The organism is Clostridium beijerinckii, from assembly GCF_008705175.1.
Lineage (GTDB): Bacteria > Bacillota > Clostridia > Clostridiales > Clostridiaceae > Clostridium > Clostridium beijerinckii.
On the sequence record NZ_CP043998.1, the window covers coordinates 303205 to 322113 of the forward strand.

Annotated in this window: 14 protein-coding genes; 11 read left to right on the plus strand and 3 right to left on the minus strand. The window is 30.4% G+C overall.

The window, feature by feature from the left end:
- Positions 1 to 11: 11 nt before the first annotated feature.
- Positions 12 to 971 (minus strand): polysaccharide deacetylase family protein, encoded by a 960-nt coding sequence (locus F3K33_RS01510; RefSeq protein ID WP_039772626.1) that lies wholly within the window; start codon positions 969 to 971, stop codon positions 12 to 14.
- 406 nt (positions 972 to 1377) lie between these two features.
- Here F3K33_RS01510 and F3K33_RS01515 point away from each other — a divergent pair, with 406 nt between their 5' ends.
- The gene (locus F3K33_RS01515) at positions 1378 to 2133 is read left to right on the plus strand and encodes a DUF3298 and DUF4163 domain-containing protein (RefSeq protein ID WP_023976425.1); all 756 of its coding nucleotides are present in this window, start codon (positions 1378 to 1380) and stop codon (positions 2131 to 2133) included.
- Between the two features lie 241 nt (positions 2134 to 2374).
- On the opposite strand, the gene hydE is transcribed toward F3K33_RS01515, so the two are convergent.
- Positions 2375 to 3421: a [FeFe] hydrogenase H-cluster radical SAM maturase HydE gene (hydE, locus tag F3K33_RS01520; RefSeq protein ID WP_039772624.1), complete on the minus strand. Its 1047-nt coding sequence runs from the start codon at positions 3419 to 3421 to the stop codon at positions 2375 to 2377.
- A 203-nt stretch (positions 3422 to 3624) separates the two neighbouring features.
- On the opposite strand from hydE, the gene F3K33_RS01525 reads away from it, so the two are divergent.
- From F3K33_RS01525 to adhE, 4 genes are all read left to right on the plus strand, one after another.
- Positions 3625 to 4068, plus strand: coding sequence for a MarR family transcriptional regulator (locus F3K33_RS01525; protein ID WP_236887883.1), 444 nt, complete (start codon positions 3625 to 3627; stop codon positions 4066 to 4068).
- 120 nt (positions 4069 to 4188) lie between these two features.
- A complete protein-coding gene (locus F3K33_RS01530; protein ID WP_011967653.1) occupies positions 4189 to 4578 on the plus strand; it encodes a YvaD family protein in 390 nt (129 codons plus the stop codon).
- An 8-nt stretch (positions 4579 to 4586) separates the two neighbouring features.
- A complete protein-coding gene (locus F3K33_RS01535; protein WP_069187767.1) occupies positions 4587 to 4913 on the plus strand; it encodes a DMT family transporter in 327 nt (108 codons plus the stop codon).
- 298 nt (positions 4914 to 5211) lie between these two features.
- Complete coding sequence (gene adhE / locus F3K33_RS01540) at positions 5212 to 7806, plus strand: bifunctional acetaldehyde-CoA/alcohol dehydrogenase (RefSeq protein ID WP_023976424.1); 2595 nt, start codon at positions 5212 to 5214, stop codon at positions 7804 to 7806.
- Between the two features lie 103 nt (positions 7807 to 7909).
- Here adhE and F3K33_RS01545 read toward each other — a convergent pair whose 3' ends face one another.
- Positions 7910 to 10573, minus strand: a complete 2664-nt coding sequence (locus F3K33_RS01545; RefSeq protein WP_039772621.1) for a cation-translocating P-type ATPase — start codon at positions 10571 to 10573, stop codon at positions 7910 to 7912.
- 587 nt (positions 10574 to 11160) lie between these two features.
- Here F3K33_RS01545 and F3K33_RS01550 point away from each other — a divergent pair.
- The 6 genes from F3K33_RS01550 to F3K33_RS01575 all read left to right on the plus strand — a co-directional run bounded on the left by F3K33_RS01550 (position 11161) and on the right by F3K33_RS01575 (position 18797).
- Complete coding sequence (locus F3K33_RS01550) at positions 11161 to 12870, plus strand: methyl-accepting chemotaxis protein (RefSeq protein ID WP_039772619.1); 1710 nt, start codon at positions 11161 to 11163, stop codon at positions 12868 to 12870.
- Between the two features lie 234 nt (positions 12871 to 13104).
- Positions 13105 to 13947, plus strand: a complete 843-nt coding sequence (locus F3K33_RS01555; protein ID WP_023976421.1) for a patatin-like phospholipase family protein — start codon at positions 13105 to 13107, stop codon at positions 13945 to 13947.
- Positions 13948 to 14130: 183 nt separating this feature from the next.
- Positions 14131 to 14832 (plus strand): FadR/GntR family transcriptional regulator, encoded by a 702-nt coding sequence (locus tag F3K33_RS01560; protein ID WP_011967659.1) that lies wholly within the window; start codon positions 14131 to 14133, stop codon positions 14830 to 14832.
- Between the two features lie 523 nt (positions 14833 to 15355).
- On the plus strand, positions 15356 to 16144 hold the full coding sequence (locus F3K33_RS01565) for an electron transfer flavoprotein subunit beta/FixA family protein (RefSeq protein WP_039772617.1): 789 nt from the start codon (positions 15356 to 15358) through the stop codon (positions 16142 to 16144).
- Positions 16145 to 16199: 55 nt separating this feature from the next.
- Positions 16200 to 17390, plus strand: a complete 1191-nt coding sequence (locus F3K33_RS01570; protein ID WP_023976420.1) for an electron transfer flavoprotein subunit alpha — start codon at positions 16200 to 16202, stop codon at positions 17388 to 17390.
- Between the two features lie 3 nt (positions 17391 to 17393).
- On the plus strand, positions 17394 to 18797 hold the full coding sequence (locus F3K33_RS01575) for an FAD-binding oxidoreductase (protein WP_011967662.1): 1404 nt from the start codon (positions 17394 to 17396) through the stop codon (positions 18795 to 18797).
- Positions 18798 to 18909 lie beyond the last annotated feature (112 nt).

Below are 18909 nucleotides of genomic sequence, written 5' to 3' on the forward strand. Positions count from 1 at the left end.
TTATTTAAGAGTTATTTTTTAGTTTGTGCTAAAACTTCCTTAAAAGTATTCATATCATATTTTGAGCTAATATAAATTCTATCAAGTTTAAGAATATTATCATCTCTATCGGAGAGTCCTCTCTTAGTAGTAAATGCTAACGTATAGCCTGAATTTTTAGCGGCGATAATACTATCATCATTAAAATCTCCAAATGGATAGGCAACAGCTTCAACTTTTTTTCCTGTTATTGATTCCAAAGTTTCTTTTGATTCCTTCAATTCATTTAATTGCTTATCATATGGAAGCTGATTAAGTTTGGGATGACTAACAGTATGACTTTCTATATCTATTCCGTAATCAGACATTTCTTTTATAGCCTCTTTTGATAAATAATAGGAACCATCTAGATCTGATGTTATGCAAAATATTGTTGCTACCATATTTAGATTTTTCAAAATTGGAAAAGCATTGTAGTAATTATCCATATAGCCATCATCAAAAGTGATAACTATGCTCTTCTCAGGAATTGGGGAATTGTTTAATAAGTAATTTTTTAGTTCATCTAAAGTTAATGTTGTATAACCTTGATTTTTTATGTACTCAAGCTGTATCCGAAGATTTTCTGGAGTTATTGTAACCTCATTCTCAGCCGGTTCTCTCACTGAATGGTAATATAATACGGGAACTCCTCTATTGTCAGTAATTAAATTTGAATTATTAAAAGATCTTTCATTTTGAAGTGTACTTTTGTCTACATTGGAAGGATCTTTTTTTAATATATTTTCAGATCCAACATGATTTTCATCAATACTTGTATTATCAGAACCATGATTAGAAGCTATAGAATTTTTATAAGATATATTGTGTGTTGTTAGGTAAATAGAAAACATTACAAACAATAAGCTGAATACCAAAATACTTAAGGAAGTTTTATTTTTGAAAAGTCTTTTGTAAGAAATGTTCCTTGGTGGTAAAGTTCCTTTTAACATGTTGTTATTATTCACCTCCTTGCAATTAAAACAAATATAATTTTCTTTTATAATTATACCCTAAACTTAAAGAAAAACTACAAGACCTAATATAAGTCATTTGTGATATATATTCTAATTAAAATTCTAAATCTCAGCCTTAATTGAGCCCTTAGATTACCAGGGGGGCAAATGTAAATTTATTATTGAAAGATATTATATAAAAAATTTATTTTTATAGAGTTTTAGCGGAATAACTTATTGAAAAAAGTAGCATAATATAAAAATAGTACAACTTACTAACATTATCCACATTCGCTTGTGGATAAAATGTTATAAAGCTGTTAACATACATAATTTTACATGTTGGTTTTGTGGATATAAAATATATTATGTCGCAAAATGCATAAATCAGGGAGGCGCTAAAATGGGTATTATAGCTAATATAACGGGGCTATTAATAGTAAGTTCAATGTTATCCACTGCTTGTCCACAGGAAATGTTTATAACTAATAAAATGCAAAGTGAAAGCAAAATTAAAATTGTGGATAAATCTATAACTAAAAATCTAAATTACTTAAAATTAGACATAAATATGCCTCAATTAGTAGGTGGAAATGATGAAAAAAGAATAAATTTGATAAATAATGTAATTAATCAAGATATTTTGCCAAGAGCTGAGGAGTCCGAAAAAACGGCGAAAGAATACTTCGGAGAAAAGGGACAAGAAACCCCAAGATTTCCATATGAAATTTATTCAAGATACACAACCTCAGCAGATAATAATCAAATTCTTAGCTTATATAATGACTATTATGAGTTTCTTGGTGGAGCTCATGGTATGACAACAAGGACTTCATATACAATAGATAAGAAGAAAGAAGCGCTGCTAACTTTAAAGGAATTATTCAGTGAAGGATATAATTATTCTGACATAATAAATAAAGAAATAGAAAATCAAATAAAAGAGAATCCAGAAAATTATTTTGATTCAGGTAATGTATTTAAGGGCATTAGTGAAAATCAAAGTTTTTATATAAGAGACGATAACCTAGTAATATACTACCAGCTGTATGATATAGCGCCATATGTATTTGGAATCCCTGAATTTAAAATTCCTCTAAAACTATTTGATAAGGATTTTGTTTATTATAAAAATTGGGATTCGGGAAGCAAGAAGTAGATAATAATTTTAATTAGATAGGTCATTAAATAATAAGCTAATTGACATCTCATGATCAACTTTAACTTATAGACTTAAAATAGATAGTAATAAATAATAGAACAAATTTAAATAAAAGAAATATAAATAGAAGTTAAATCATAGCAATTCATAAAAATATACCATATAGGATTATATTATCTATCCTGTATGGTATATTCTACTTAATACTATGATTTAACTTATTGTTACTAATATTTTTTTAATTATTATAGGCACTAGTGTTTTGATTTCCTCTAAATCCATAACCATCTGAAATTATTCTGCCTATTCCAGTTACCTTACCAGTTATGCATCCTCTGCAGTGTGCAGGTGTATCGCCTGTACATATTTTACCTGGATATAATGCATAAAGCTTTCTATATTCACCTTCAGTAACGTTAGGCATTACAACATTAGCACCGCTTTGAAGTGCAACTATTCTTCCGTTTGGAGTTAAAGATTCCATTGCGGTTGTTGCAGGAATATTTATATCAGGAAGTATTAATCTGGTTAAAGCCATAACCTTTAATGCTAGAGTAAGATTTCCACCTTGAGCATCCTTTAAAGGTGTATCTTCATTTGGTATAAATGGACCTATACCAATCATATCTGCATTAATTTCTTTAAAGAAAAGTATATCACTAGCTATAGATTCTAATGTTTGATTTGGTAGACCAACTAGAATACCACTTCCAACTTCATATCCTAAGTCTCTTAAATTCTTTAAACAATTTAATCTTTCCTCGAAGCTCATGTTAGGATCCATATCTTCATAGAGCTTCTTATCAGTAGTTTCAATTCTTATTAAATATCTATCAGCTCCAGCTTCTTTAAATGCTTTATATTCCTCATAAGTTTTTTCACCTAAACTTAAGGTTAAAGCGACATTTAATTTCTTTATCTCTTTTACTATGTTTGTCATTCTTTCTTTAGTAAAATAATCATCTTCTCCACCTTGAAGCACAAGTGTTTTGTAGCCATAGCTAACAGCCTTTTTAGCAAAGTCTAGAATTTCTTCTTCAGTTAATCTATATCTTTCAAGATTTTTATTGTCTCTACGTAAACCACAATAAAGGCAATTTCTTTTGCAGATATTTGTAAATTCTATAAGCCCTCTTAAATGAACATAATCCCCTAAGTATTTTTGACGTACTTCATCAGCGGCTTTAAATAGTTCTTCATTTATATCATCGCTTTGTAGTAATTCAAGTATTTCATCTTTATTTAACTCATGTGTAATTTTAGCTTTTTCAATAATTTTATTCATAGTTCCTCCTAAGTTAAAAGAAATTAATAGCTAACTGATATTAGTATACTATACAATCTAACAACATAACAACATAGTAGTTTGTGTAAAATATGACATTCACATTGAAACATATGTTTTGAATATATCCCTTGACATCAGGTATACAAATAAATTAATATAAACCCATAGAATTAGTTAAATGAATTGAACTATTTTAGGAGATGAATATTTTGATTGAAAAACATTTTGAATATATAGCAAATTATTTATGGCAGCAGTCCATGAATAATATTAATTTAATTTTATCAACTGAAGAAAAGAAGCAGTTTAACATAACGGACTATTATTATTTGACAACAATATATAATATGGAAAATCCAAATCTAGGAGAGATAGCAGAAAAATTAAAACTGACTAAACCAGCAATATCTGCATTGGCTAAGAGATTAATAAAAAATGAACTAGTTGAAAAAGTAAAATCAGAAGAAGATGGAAGAATTTATTATTTAAAAGTTACGAAGAAGGGGATAAAGATAATAGAAGGCGACAATGCAATCTATAAGCAATTCGCTAATTTAATAAGTGAAATTACGTCGGAGGAGAAATTAGAGGAGCTAAGTATTCTTTTTAGTAAGGTTGTTAAAGTATTAAAAAGTAAAGAATAATAGGAAAAACAAATTTTTTTAGAAATTTAGTTAAATGAATTTAATTAAATTGTTTGAATTAATATGCAAGAAAATTAAAATCTGAATTTAGAATCTTATATCAAAATAGGAGAAGTGAAAATGAAAATATTAAAGCAGTTTTTTTTAGTCACAGATATTGGTTTTATAGTTTACTGGTTTATTACCTTATTCCATCTGATTCCAGAGAGCTTGCTATTTAAAGATTACGAAAATCCTATTTTAGTATCATGGAATTGGTCATTCTTACCGCTTGATTTATTAATTTCATTAACAGGATTTATTAGTTTGTATATGTATTACACTACAAATGAATTATGGAAAAAATTTAGTCTGATTTCGCTTGTATTAACTTTTTGTTCAGGACTTCAAGCCATTTCTTTCTGGACTATGAGATATGATTTCGATTTATTGTGGTGGATTTTTAATTTGTATTTAATGATATATCCATTATTCTTTATAAAAAGTTTATTAACGGATGCTATTGAGTGAGGTGTATTATGATAAGTTGGATTTATTTAATTTTTGCCATAATATTTGAAGTTTCAGGAACCATATCAATGAAGTTATCAGAAGGTTTTACAAATATAAAATATGCAATTGTTATGCTAGGTTTTTATATATTAAGCTTAAGCATGTTAACATTAGCTTTAAAGAAAGTACAAATTGGAGTTGCATACGCAACTTGGTCAGGCATTGGGATAATATTGCTGTCAGCTATCGGGATTATATTTTTTAAGGAATCGATTAATCTGCAGAAGACAGTTTTTATAGGACTTATAATAATAGGAGTCATAGGATTAAATTTAACATCTACAATACATTAATATCAATATAAAAGAAGTTTTGTTAGAGGCATGTAGAATAGGAAAAAGAATAATCTATTCTATCATGTCTATTATTTTATGTTTTTTGGAAAATAATAGAATAATATGTGCTTTATTCTCATTGCAAATGAATATATAATTTATATTTTCATTAGATTCATTAGCAATTTTTTTGAGATGGGATAAATTAAATATTATTTTCAGGATAAACTATACACAGTTTGTTTATAGTAAGTAAAATTGCTATACAAAAGCAGCTTGAGTATGAAAATTTAGAAGATAATGTTGGAGGTAGAAAATGAGAGTTACGAATCCAGAAGAATTGACAAAAAGAATAGAGCAAATAAGGGAAGCCCAAAGAGAATTTGCAAAATTTTCTCAAGAAGAGGTAGATGAAATATTTAGGCAAGCAGCCATGGCAGCGAACGATGCGAGAATTACTCTTGCTAAAATGGCAGTAGAAGAAAGCGGAATGGGAATAGTAGAAGATAAGGTAATAAAAAATCACTTCGCAGCTGAGTACATATATAACCAATATAAAGATACAAAGACCTGTGGAGTTATAGAGAGAGATGAAATGTTCGGAATAACTCATATCGCTGAACCTATAGGGGTAATAGCTGCAATCGTGCCAACAACAAACCCAACATCAACAGCCATATTTAAAACATTGATTGCATTAAAGACAAGGAACGGAATAATTATAAGTCCACATCCTAGGGCAAAGAATTCAACAATAGCAGCCGCAAAAATAGTTCTAGAAGCAGCAGAAAGAGCTGGTGCACCAAAAGGAATAATTGGATGGATAGATGAGCCATCAATAGAATTATCCAGAAACGTTATGGCAGAATCTGATATTATACTAGCTACAGGTGGTCCTGGAATGGTTAGAGCTGCGTATTCATCAGGAAAACCAGCTATTGGAGTTGGAGCAGGAAATACTCCAGCTATAATTGATGATACAGCTCATATAAAAATGGCTGTAAACTCGATTTTGCTTTCTAAGACTTTTGATAACGGGGTAGTTTGTGCATCAGAACAGAGCATAATAGCTATGGAATCAGTATATGATGAGGTTCTAAAGGAATTAGATGAAAGAGGAGCTTATATACTTAGAGGTGAAGAAATTGATAAGGTCAGAAGTATAATATTAGATTCAAAGGGATCTTTAAATTCAGAGATTGTTGGTCAGTCAGCTTACAAGATTGCAAAAATGGCTGGAGTAGAGATATCAGAAGCTGCTAAAGTATTAATAGGTGAAGTTGAATCACCTGAATTAGAAGAACCATTTTCACATGAAAAATTGTCACCAATATTAGGTATGTATAAAGCTAAAACTTTTGATGATGCGCTAAGATTAGCTTCCAGAATGATAGAATTAGGCGGATTCGGTCATACATCAATACTTTATACAAATCAAATGGAATCAGTAGACAGAATAGAGAAGTTCGGAGTAGCCATGAAGACCGCTAGAACTTTAATAAATATGCCTGCATCTCAGGGTGCAATCGGGGATATATATAACTTTAAGTTAGCACCATCATTGACTCTTGGCTGTGGATCTTGGGGGGGAAATTCAATATCGGAAAATGTAGGCCCTAAGCATTTAATTAATGTTAAAAGAATTGCTGAGAGGAGAGAAAATATGCTTTGGTTCAGAGTTCCAGACAAAATCTACTTTAAATTTGGATGTCTTCCAATTGCTTTAGAAGAATTAAACGCAATGAAGAAGAAAAGGGCATTCATAGTAACAGATAGAGTATTATTTGATTTGGGTTATACGCATAAGATTACAGATATTTTAAGTGAAAATCATATAGAATACAAGATATTTTCAGATGTAGAACCTGATCCAACATTAAAGGCTGCAAATTTAGGTGCAGATGCAATGAGAGACTTTAATCCAGATGTTATTATAGCTATAGGTGGAGGGTCGCCTATGGATGCAGCTAAAATTATGTGGGTAATGTATGAGCATCCAGATGTTAGATTTGAAGACTTAGCAATGAGATTTATGGATATTAGAAAGAGAGTATATGAGTTCCCTCCAATGGGAGAAAAGGCAATTTTAGTTGCAATTCCAACATCAGCAGGAACTGGATCAGAAGTAACTCCATTTGCAGTTATAACAGATCAACAAACAGGAGTTAAGTATCCACTTGCAGATTATGCATTAACTCCTAATATGGCTATAATAGATGCAGAACTTATGATGAGCATGCCTAAAGGATTAACAGCAGCCTCTGGTATAGATGCTTTAGTTCATGCAATTGAGGCCTATGTTTCAGTGTTAGCATCTGAGTATACAAACGGATTAGCACTTGAAGCAATAAGGTTAACATTTAAATATTTACCCCATGCATATAATGGAGGAACTACAAATATTAAAGCTAGAGAAAAGATGGCCCATGCGTCTTCTGTAGCAGGGATGGCTTTTGCCAATGCATTTTTAGGAATATGCCACTCAATGGCTCATAAGTTAGGTGCATTCCATCATGTACCTCACGGAATAGCAAATGCATTATTAATAGATGAAGTAATCAGATTTAATGCAACAGATGCACCTAGAAAGCAAGCAGCGTTCCCACAATATAAATATCCAAATGCAGGATGGAGATATGCTAGAATTGCGGATTATTTAAATTTAGGAGGAAATACAGAAGAAGAAAAGGTTGAATTATTAATTAAAGCAATAGATGATTTAAAGGCCAAAGTTGGAATACCAAAGAGCATAAAAGAATTTGGAGTTTCAGAAGAAAAGTTCTATGCTTCAATGGATGAAATGGTTGAGCAGGCGTTTGATGATCAATGCACAGGTGCAAATCCAAGATATCCTTTAATGAGCGAAATTAAAGAGATGTATATAAAATCGTATAATGGCAGCAATAAATAAAAACGATAAATAATAAACAAAAACAAAAGAGCTATATCAAGACAACCAAGTAATCTTGATACAGCTCTTTCGTTAATCTAATTATATAATCTCAAAGGTTGTTTTATGCAGCTCTCATAGTTGAATCATTAGCGTCTCTATTTCTATTCTTTTCATTGTTTTCTTCAATAAAATCTCTAACAACCTTAACAGTTTGTATTATTAAAGTTGGAATGAAAGCAAATAAGTGAACTAACATTAATTCATTACTAGTAAGTGGAGTTATTTCAAATAATCCTTGAAGTGCTGGTATAAGTAAAACTGCATTTACAAGTACAACGCCTGATATAAAGGCAATCCAACTGAATTTATTATTAAAAACTCCAAGAGCAAATATTGATTTTTTACCTCGGCAGTTAAATCCGTGGAATAATCTAGCTAAACATAAAGTGCTAAATGCCATAGTCATCGCAAGCCCATGGCTTCCTGTAGCTAAACCAATATGGTAAGAGATCATAGTAAATATTCCAATAAGCAAGCCCTGACTGAAGATATCTATGATAAAATCTTTAGTTAAAATAGATTCTTTAGCATCTCTAGGTTTATCTTTTAAAACATCTTTCTTAGATTTCTCCATACCAATTGCTATAGCAGGTAAACTATCTGTTAATAAGTTTATGAATAATAAGTGTACTGCAGCAAATGGAACAGGAAGCGCAAATATTGATGAATAGAGTACTGCAAGAATTCCAGAAGTATTACCTGAAAGTAAGAATTTTATTGAATTCTTTATATTAGCATAAATGTTTCGCCCATTAGTGACCGATTTAACAATAGTAGCAAAGTTATCGTCTGTTAAAATCATTGAAGCAGCATCTTTTGAAACTTCAGTACCTGTTATACCCATTGCAATACCAATATCAGCTTGCTTTAGTGCAGGTGCATCATTAACACCATCTCCAGTCATAGCTACAATTTTACCTTTGTTTTGCCATGCTTTAACTATTCTTATTTTATGTTCTGGAGATACTCTTGCGTAAACGGAAATGTGCTTTAATTTTGAGTTGAGTTCGTCATCGGACATTTTATCAAGTTCCAAGCCTTCTACAGCTAAGTCACCATCTTGTAATATTCCAATTTCTTTAGCAATAGCAGAAGCTGTAATCTTGTGGTCTCCAGTAATCATAATTGGTTTAATAGAAGCTTTAATACAGTCACTAACAGCTGCTTTAGATTCTTCTCTAGGTGGATCAATCATTGAAATTAAACCTAAGAAAGTATAATCATATTCATCATCTAAAGTGAGTTCTTTATTTTCATTAAGCTCTCTATAAGCAAATGCTAAAACTCTTAATCCTTGAGATGATAATTCTCTATTAACATTATTTATATTGATCTTATCGTTGTTAGTGAAGTTTGTTACGCCAGCTGAAGTTTTTATGGAAGTTACCCTATCTAGTAATACATCAAGAGCACCTTTAGTAACCATTATATATTTTCCATTAATCTCGTGAAGAGTACTCATTAGTTTTCTATCAGAATCAAAAGGAATCTCTTTAAGCCTTGGGTAATTATTTCTACATTCAATTTCATTTAAGGAGTATTTATGACCCAAGTTTACTAAAGCAACCTCTGTTGGATCTCCTATCTCAGCACCATCTTTTGAAGTAGAATCGTTACATAGTACAGAGCTAGTTAAAAGGAAATTTGAATCAGAATTTTTGAAATCTATTTTAGTACTATCAATTAACTTATTATCAACGAAAATCTTTTTAACAGTCATCTTATTTTGTGTTAATGTACCAGTTTTATCAGAACAGATAACAGATACACATCCAAGACCTTCAACAGCTTTTAGCTTTTTAATGATGGCATTCTCTTTGGCCATTGATTGTGTACCTATGGCAAGTACAATTGTAACTATAGAACTAAGCGCTTCAGGAATAGCAGCAACAGCAAGAGCAACAGCAAACATTAATGAATCTAATAGATCAATACCTCTATACATACTTAATCCAAATACAATAACACAGATACCAATTATTCCAAAGGCTAACTTCTTGGAGAATTCATCCAAGGAAATCTGAAGTGGGGTACTTTTTTCTTGAGTTTCTTCCATAAGGGTAGCTATTTTACCAAGCTCAGTATTCATACCAGTATTCGTTACAAGAACAGTAGCACGTCCATAAGTGACTAGTGAACTAGAGAAAACCATATTTTTTTGATCACCTAAAGCAACTTCATCTTTGTCAATAACATCAGAGAATTTGTCCACACTTTCGGATTCACCAGTTAATGAACTCTCATTAACTTTGAGAGAGAAGTTTTCTAAAATTCTACCATCAGCAACAACTAGGTCTCCAGCCTCTAATATCAAAATATCTCCTGGGACTACAGTCTTAGAAGGTATCTCAATTTTAACTCCATTCCGAATAACTTTAGCATTAGGTGCAGATAGCGCTTTTAGACTAGCTAGAGATTGTTCAGCTTTAACGTATTGAACAGTACCTAAAATAGCATTCATAGTTATAACAGCTAAAATTACAAAAGTGCTTTCTATATTTCCAGTCATAGCTGAAATTATAGCAGCAGCAATCAATATAATTACTAATAAGTCCTTAAATTGTTCTAGAAATACAGATAAAATGCTTTTTTTCTTTTTTTCATTTAAGGTATTTTCGCCTACAGAGTCTAATATTTCATTAGCTTTTTCACTCGTCAGCCCTTTTAAAGTCACATCGAAGTTTTTAAGAGATTCTTCTACTGTTTTAGAAAAATATTTTTTCATTATGGCATCTTCCTTTCAAAGAAAAAATTTAATAAGTATATAATTAACTAAAGTCTATAAAGTGAACATTTTCAGGTAGAGTTTAACTCTGACTGAATTTAGTTGAACATATACCCTCAAGTGGTACATACTCCAGAAATGTACAGTTGTTATACCCAAGTGAAGAAGAGTTGTTACTAATGATAGATATTGGATAAATTAACAACAAAAAAGACTTTTAATATAACTTCAACAATTTGAAGTTATATTAAAAGTCTCGTTACCTGTTAGGGTATATAACACCAGACTAACAATATAGTCGCGATTGTTGATGTTATATTTATAACTACTCCCTTTTAATATAGTGATTTATTTTATAGAATGATTATAGCATTTTATATAGTTTTAGTCAACACACTAAGGGGTATTTTGTACTATATATTATTTATATTTCACAAAAATATAAATAAGTAAATTACTGTTTAAGGTATATGTAAAATTATAACTATTGTTATCATATTGGTTAATATGTATAATTATAACTGCACACGTTAACAATATTATGTTATGTATGTAATTATATATTTAAGCCATAGGGGGACGTTGAAGTGAGATTAAAAAAAGTAAAAGATGTAAAAATCATAAGGAGTATAATTATAATAGTAATTTTATCTTTGATATCAACAATTACTATTGGAGTTTTGGGTTATTTAAATACATCTAAAATGTACGATGCCAACTTGACAATGTATAATAATGTTATTCCAAAACTTAGTGATTGGGGTGATGTTAATGGCAGCATGGGTGTTTTAAGAAATACTTTAACAAAAATAATAGATAGACCATTTGATGAGGCAAATGAAAAGGCCATGCTAGAATTAAATACAAATATAACGGAAATAGTGAATAGGCAGGCTAAAGAATCAGAAAATAATTCAGAAGAACACCAATTAGTTATGAAATTTAAAGAAGAATATGAACAATATTATTCGTACATACCAGGTATTATTGACCAAAGAAAACAAGATTTAACTCCAGATAAAAAGATTACAAATGATGCTATGGGTGTATACGGAAATCAAATTGCTCAAGATAATAAAGCACTAGTTCAACTTCAAAAGGATAAAGCTACAAATGAGATTAATAAATCTATGAGTGCATATAGAAAAAATATATTTATGTTTATAAGTATATTGAGCGTGTCAATTCTGGCTCTAGCGTTTATGTCAGCATATATAATATTTATGATTAAGAATTCTATTAAAGAATTTGTACATAAAGTTTCAATCTTATCAGAAGGAAATTTCACTGTAAAGTTTGATACTGAATCCGCAAACGAATTTGGAGTGATGAAGAATGCATTAAGCAAGACCATAACATCTATCGCATCAATTATATATACAGTAAAGGAGGATTCGAGCCTTGTTACAGAGCAATCAATAGAGCTTTCAAGGGTTTCAGAAAAAATGAAGCATTATATAGGAGATGTATCCAGTTCAATTCATGATATAGCAGAAGGATCTAATGAACAATCTGAAAGACTTATGTCAATAAACAATAATTTAAGTTCTTTTAGTGATAAATTAGATTCAATAACAAGATCTGTAGAGAAAGTGGATAAAAGCACTATTAATATTAGTAATGAAGCCAATATTAGTGATGAAAGATTGAGAAATATAGGTATATCGATAAATGAAATTGCAGAATCTTATAATGAAGCACAAAGGAAAGTTAATAAATTAAGCCTAAGTGTAAATAAAATAACAGAAATAACTAATATGATTAATGAAATAGCAGATGAAACTAATTTGTTAGCCTTAAATGCAGCTATTGAAGCGGCAAGAGCAGGTGAAGCAGGTAAGGGATTTTCAATTGTTGCAGATGAAATTAGAAAATTAGCAGAGCAATCTAAAAGTTCATCAGAAGATATTAATAATTTGCTAGGTGACATAAGTTCCGAAACTAAATTAGTTGAAGAAACAACAGGTATTGCTAACAAGAAATTAGAGGAGCAGATTCATACAATAGCATCAACTATAGTTTCATTTAAAGAAATAGTAGAATCTATAGGTGATATAGTACCTCAAGTTCATGAGATAAATGATGCAATAGTTGATATTAATAATAGAAAAAATAATATAGTAGAAAATGTGGAATTATCATCCGCTGTATCTGAAGAAAATTCTGCTGCATCCCAAGAGATATCCGCATCAGCCCATGAAATGGATAATTCAGCATATAAGGTTTCTAAATCTGCAGAAGAATTGAAAGATATAATGCAGCAGATTACATCTCAAATTGAGAAGTTTGTTCTTTAAAATAAAAATAATTAAATATGGATAAATATTAGTTTATCATGGGAATCTCTATGCTATTAGAATTATAGAGGTTCTCATTTTTATTACAAATTTAAGAAATTTAATATATAGTAACTAAGAATAAATGACTTGATTAAAAAACTAGAAATTCCATTGATGTAAGTTTTTATGTGATTAAATTTATTATTTAAGTTATAATATATAATAGTATTTATTGTGTATGGAGGTTTTTTTATGACAGGACTTGTACTTGAAGGCGGAGCATTCAGAGGATTATTTACAGCAGGTGTGTTAGACGCATTTCTAGATATAAAGGCAGAAATAAAATATATAGTAGGAGTATCTGCAGGTGCCACTAATGCATATTCTTATGTCTCTAGGCAAAGAGGAAGAAACTTAGAGATAATGGAAAGATTTATGGATAATAAGAGGTATATCAGCTATAGAAATTTAATTAGATGTAAATCTCTTATGGATTTAGAATTTGTATTTGACGAGATACCTAATAAGCATTGTCCATTTGATTATAAGGCGTTTTATGAATTTGATGGAAAGATGTTAGCAGGTGCTTTTAATATTGAGACTGGAAAGAATGAGTACTTTGATAAAGATTTATTGGATAAGAGAAATTCAATTCTTAGAGCAAGCATAGCGATACCATTAGTATTTCCATTTGAAAAGATAGAAGGACAATATTACGCTGATGGAGGCCTTTCAGAGCCTATACCAATTAATAAGTCAATAGAGGATGGTAATGACAAACATATAATAGTATTAACAAGGAATGAGGGGTATAGAAAGACAAAATCTAAAGCCAATGAAGTAACTTATAGGCTTTATAAAAATAAGTATCCAAAGCTTGCAGATGTGCTAAAAAATAGGCATATTAAATATAATGAGCAACTTGATTACTGCAAAGAATTAGAGGAAAGTGGGAAAGCATTTATAATAAGACCAAGTATAAGTATGGATATAAGTAGATTTGAGCGAAATAAAAGTAAACTAAAAGCAATATATCAAAATGGGTATGATTTGATTATTCAAAATAAAGAAAAAATACTTAAATATATTGGATAGTATTTAAATATAATATTTTAGAGAAGTATTTTCAAATAGATAAATTATATATATTATGAATGTTTATAAATAGAATAGAATGAATTATAAAATCTACAAATGTAGGATTCTAGCTGTTTTTGATGTATAATGTACTAATAAAATATAAAATTTTAGACAATAAAGCGAACAAGGGAGATATATATGTTTACATCCAATAGCAAAACACCTAAAGTATATCATCAAGTTATAGAACAAATTAAGAACAACATAAAAAGTGGTAAATTAAAAAAGGGAGATAGATTGCCATCAGAAAGAGAAATGTCAGAATCTCTTGGAGTATCACGTGCATCCATAAGAGAGGCATTGAGAGCATTAGAAGTGGTAGGTCTTGTGGAAAGCAGGCAAGGCGCAGGAAATTATATAAAAACTAATTTTGATAATTCATTATTTGAACCTCTTTCTGTCATGTTTATGTTACAAGAAAGTTCAATTGAAGAAATGTATGATTTAAGAGAAACGCTGGAGCTTCGTTGCGCTAGGTTATCCGCTAAAAATATAGAAAATAATGAGCTAGAGCTTTTAACAGCAATATTAGATAGAATGTATATAGCAGAAAATGAGGACGAGAGTCTTGAACTTGATATTAAGTTCCATTATTTAATTGCAAAAACCTCAAGAAATACTTTACTTATAAATGTTCTTGAAGTTATATCTCAGCTTATGGATGAATTCATTCGAAAATCAAGAGCGCAAATTTTACATACAGGAAAAACTAGGGAGAATTTATTAGAGATTCATGAGAATTTAGTAAGAGCTTTGAAATGCAGAGATGCTAGTAAAGCTCATAATGCTATGGTAGAGCACTTTGATTTAATTCGAGGATCCTATGGGTATAAAAAATAAAAATATATTGTTTTAAAAATAAGATGGATAAAAGATAATCGTCAGTGAGGTTATTTTTTTTATCCATTTTATTTTTGTTATATTTTAAACAAAAAATGCTTAAATACGATTAATTAAAAATATAAATTAAATTTTTATTAAATTTTATATGGGCAAAAAGATATAGAATATAAGGCACTAAGGAGTATATTGGAATAGAGTCAATGTAAACATTTTCTGTTAAATAAATAACAATACTTTACAAACTATATTTTGGAAAGTATAATTAAATTGAAATTGGTCATACCAATTTGATATTGGTATGACATGTTGGAAAAGAGGAGGAATAAATTAGTTTTATTGTGACTATAGCAAAAACTATTATATATAGCGGAATAATTAAACTGATATTGGATTTTATCAAGAAATAAATTGAAGTAATTTTTAAAAGTTTGTTTATTCCACATTGTTTTGACAAAACTACTACTATCACTTTGCCAATCAGTGTTTGGAATTTAAAATACAGTTTTAGGAGGAAGTTATCATGAATATTTTAGTTTGCATTAAGCAGGTGCCAGGAACATCTAAAGTTGAGGTTGATCCAGTTACAGGAGTTTTGAAAAGAGATGGCATAGACTCCAAAATGAATCCATATGATTTGTATGCTCTTGAAACAGCTCTTAAGATTAGGGAGAGTGAAGGAGGAACTGTTAAAGTCCTAAGTATGGGACCTAATCAAGCTTTAAGCGTAATTAAGGAAGCCTACACAATGGGAGCTGATGAAGGCACATTATTATCAGACAGGAAATTTGGAGGAGCTGATGTTTTAGCTACATCGTATACAATAGCTCAAGGCGTGAAAAAGATGGGGGATTTCGAACTTATTATTTGCGGTAAGCAAACAACAGATGGAGATACAGCGCAGGTAGGATCTGAAATGGCTGAATGGTTAAACATACCACATGTAGCTAACGTTAAGGACATAGTTAAAGTAGAAGACTCAACAATCACAGTTGAAATGGATATGCCAGAAAGTATTGAAACAGTAAAGATAGCGTACCCATGTCTAATCACTGTAGATAAAGGAATTTTTGAACCAAGGTTACCTTCTTATAGAAAAAAACTTTCAACTAAGGACAGAGAAATAAAAATATTAAGCCTAAAAGATTTTGATGATAAAGATGAGAAGAATTATGGACTTAATGGATCACCAACTCAAGTAGAGAGAATATTTCCACCAGAGGTTAATAATGATAGAGAAATGTGGACAGGTAGTTCTGGTGAATTAAGTGGAAAAATGGGAGATAAATTAAAAGAATTGAAATTTATTTAGGTATTAAATATTAGTAAAGATATCTCACAAAGATAATTAAAGGGGAGAATGCGTTATGGCAAAGTTAGTAGTAAATCAAGAGAAAATATTAGATATTGATGAGTTAATTAAAATATGTCCTTTTGGTGCCCTTGAAAATAATAATGGAGTTGTTGAAATAAGTGGAGCATGTAAAATGTGCAAGCTTTGCGTTAAAAAGGGGCCTAAGGGAGCTGTTGAATATATAGAGGAAGAAGTCAAAGAGATAGATAAAAGTCTTTGGAATGGAATAGGCGTTTATGTTGATCATGTAGATGGAGAAATACATCCTGTTACTTATGAGCTAATAGGAAAGGCGAGAGAATTAGCAGGAAAGATAAATCATCCAGTATATGCTGTATTTATCGGAAATAATATTTCTCATAAAGCTGAAGAATTATTACACTATGGTGTAGATAAGGTATTTGTATATGATGACGAGGAATTAAAGTATTTTAGAATAGAACCATATACAGCTGCTTTCGGAGATTTTATAAATAATGTAAAACCAACAGCGATTTTAGTTGGTGCTACAACTATAGGTAGATCTTTAGCGCCAAGAATAGCTGCCAGATTTAAAACTGGACTTACAGCAGATTGTACAATATTAGATATGAAGGAAAATACAGATTTAGTTCAAATTAGACCGGCATTTGGTGGTAATATAATGGCTCAGATAGTTACTCCAAATTCTAGACCTCAATTAGCAACTGTTAGATATAAAGTTATGACAGCTCCAAAAAGAAACGATGATATTTCAGGAGAAATAGTAGAATGTTCTATAGATAAGGAAAAACTTTTATCTAAAATTACAGCCCTTAGTATAAAGAAAAAAGATGCTGAAGTAGGAATAAGTGATGCTGAAGTAATAGTTGCAGCAGGAAGAGGAATTAAATCAGAAAAGGATTTAGAATTAGTAAAAGAATTAGCTAAACTTTTAGGAGCAGAATTTGCATGTACTAGACCTCTAATAGAGGCAGGCTGGGTTGATGCAAAGAGACAAATTGGATTAAGCGGTAGAACTGTAAGGCCAAGGCTTATCATAGCTTGTGGAATATCTGGAGCAGTTCAATTTACAGCTGGAATGAATAATTCAGATTATATATTTGCTATAAATGCTGATGATAAAGCACCAATATTTAAGGTTGCTCACTATGGAGTTGTTGGAAACTTGTATGAAATAATTCCAGAATTAATAGAAAAAATAAAAATGGCTAAGGAGGCATAGGTGATGAGTTACAAAGAAGTTGAATTAAAAGATTATGAATATATATTATCTATAGCAGAGAATGATTTGGAGAGAGTTTTCTTTAGAGAAGAAATAAATGAAGACTATAGCCATGATGAATTAGGCGGAATTAAGAAAATGCCTGATATAGTTATTCAAACTATAAGTGCTGATGAAGTTTCAAAAGTAATGAAATATGCCTATGAGAATAATATTCCTGTTACTCCAAGGGGATCAGGAACAGGACTTGTTGGAGCAGCGGTTCCACTTAAAGGCGGAATAGTTATAGACCTTAGCAGGATGAATAAAATTTTAGAATTAGATGAAGAAAATTTGACTCTTACATTAGAACCAGGTGTATTACTTATGGAGATAGGTAAATATGTTCAAGAATTTGACTTATTTTATCCACCAGATCCAGGTGAAAAATCAGCAACAATTGGAGGAAATATAAGTACTAATGCAGGAGGTATGAGAGCTGTAAAATATGGAGTGACTAGAGACTATGTAAGAGGACTTGAGGTTGTATTACCAAATGGTGATATAGTGAATTTAGGAGGAAAAGTAGTTAAAAACAGCTCTGGATATGCACTAAAAGATTTAATTGTTGGTTCAGAAGGAACTTTAGGAATAGTAACAAAGGCTATTTTAAAGTTATTACCACTTCCTAAAAAGGCTTTAAGTTTGCTTATTCCTTTTGAAAGTCTCGAAAGAGCGATAGAGACTGTGCCTAAAATAATTAAATCTAAGTCAATACCAACAGCAATCGAATTTATGCAGAGAGAAGCGATACTTGCTGCAGAAGAATTTTTAGGAAAAAGTTTTCCAGATAAATCATCTGATGCATACCTATTATTAACTTTCGATGGAAATTCCACAGAAGAAATTGAAAAGGATTATGAAAATGTAGCTAATATTTGTTTAGAAGCTGGAGCTTTAGATGTATTAATCTCAGATACTGAAGAAAGACAAGAATCAATATGGTCAGCTAGAGGTTGTTTCCTTGAAGCAATTAAAGCATTAACTACTGAAATGGATGAAGTTGATGTTGTTGTTCCAAGAAATCAAATAGGAAAGTTTGTAACCTTCACTCATGAACTTGAACGTACTGCTAATATAAGAATAAAAAGCTTTGGGCATGCAGGTGATGGAAATCTTCACATATATATATTAAGAGATGACCTTGACCAAGAAGCATGGGAATCTAAATTAAAAGAAGTTATGCAAATAATGTATAATAAAGCTAAAGAATTAGATGGCCAGGTGTCAGGAGAACATGGAATAGGATTTGCAAAGAAGGGATATTTAAAAGAATCACTTCCAAGTGAATGTATTGGAATAATGCAAGGAATTAAATTAGCTTTTGATCCTAAGAACATATTAAATCCAGGAAAGGTATGTGAATAGAATAAAAAAGTATTTAATTTGAATACTAGCAAATTATAAATATAAGTAATTTAACTGAGCTTTATTTACAAATCAAAGCTGTCTTAAAATAGAAATTTAATTTCTATTTTGG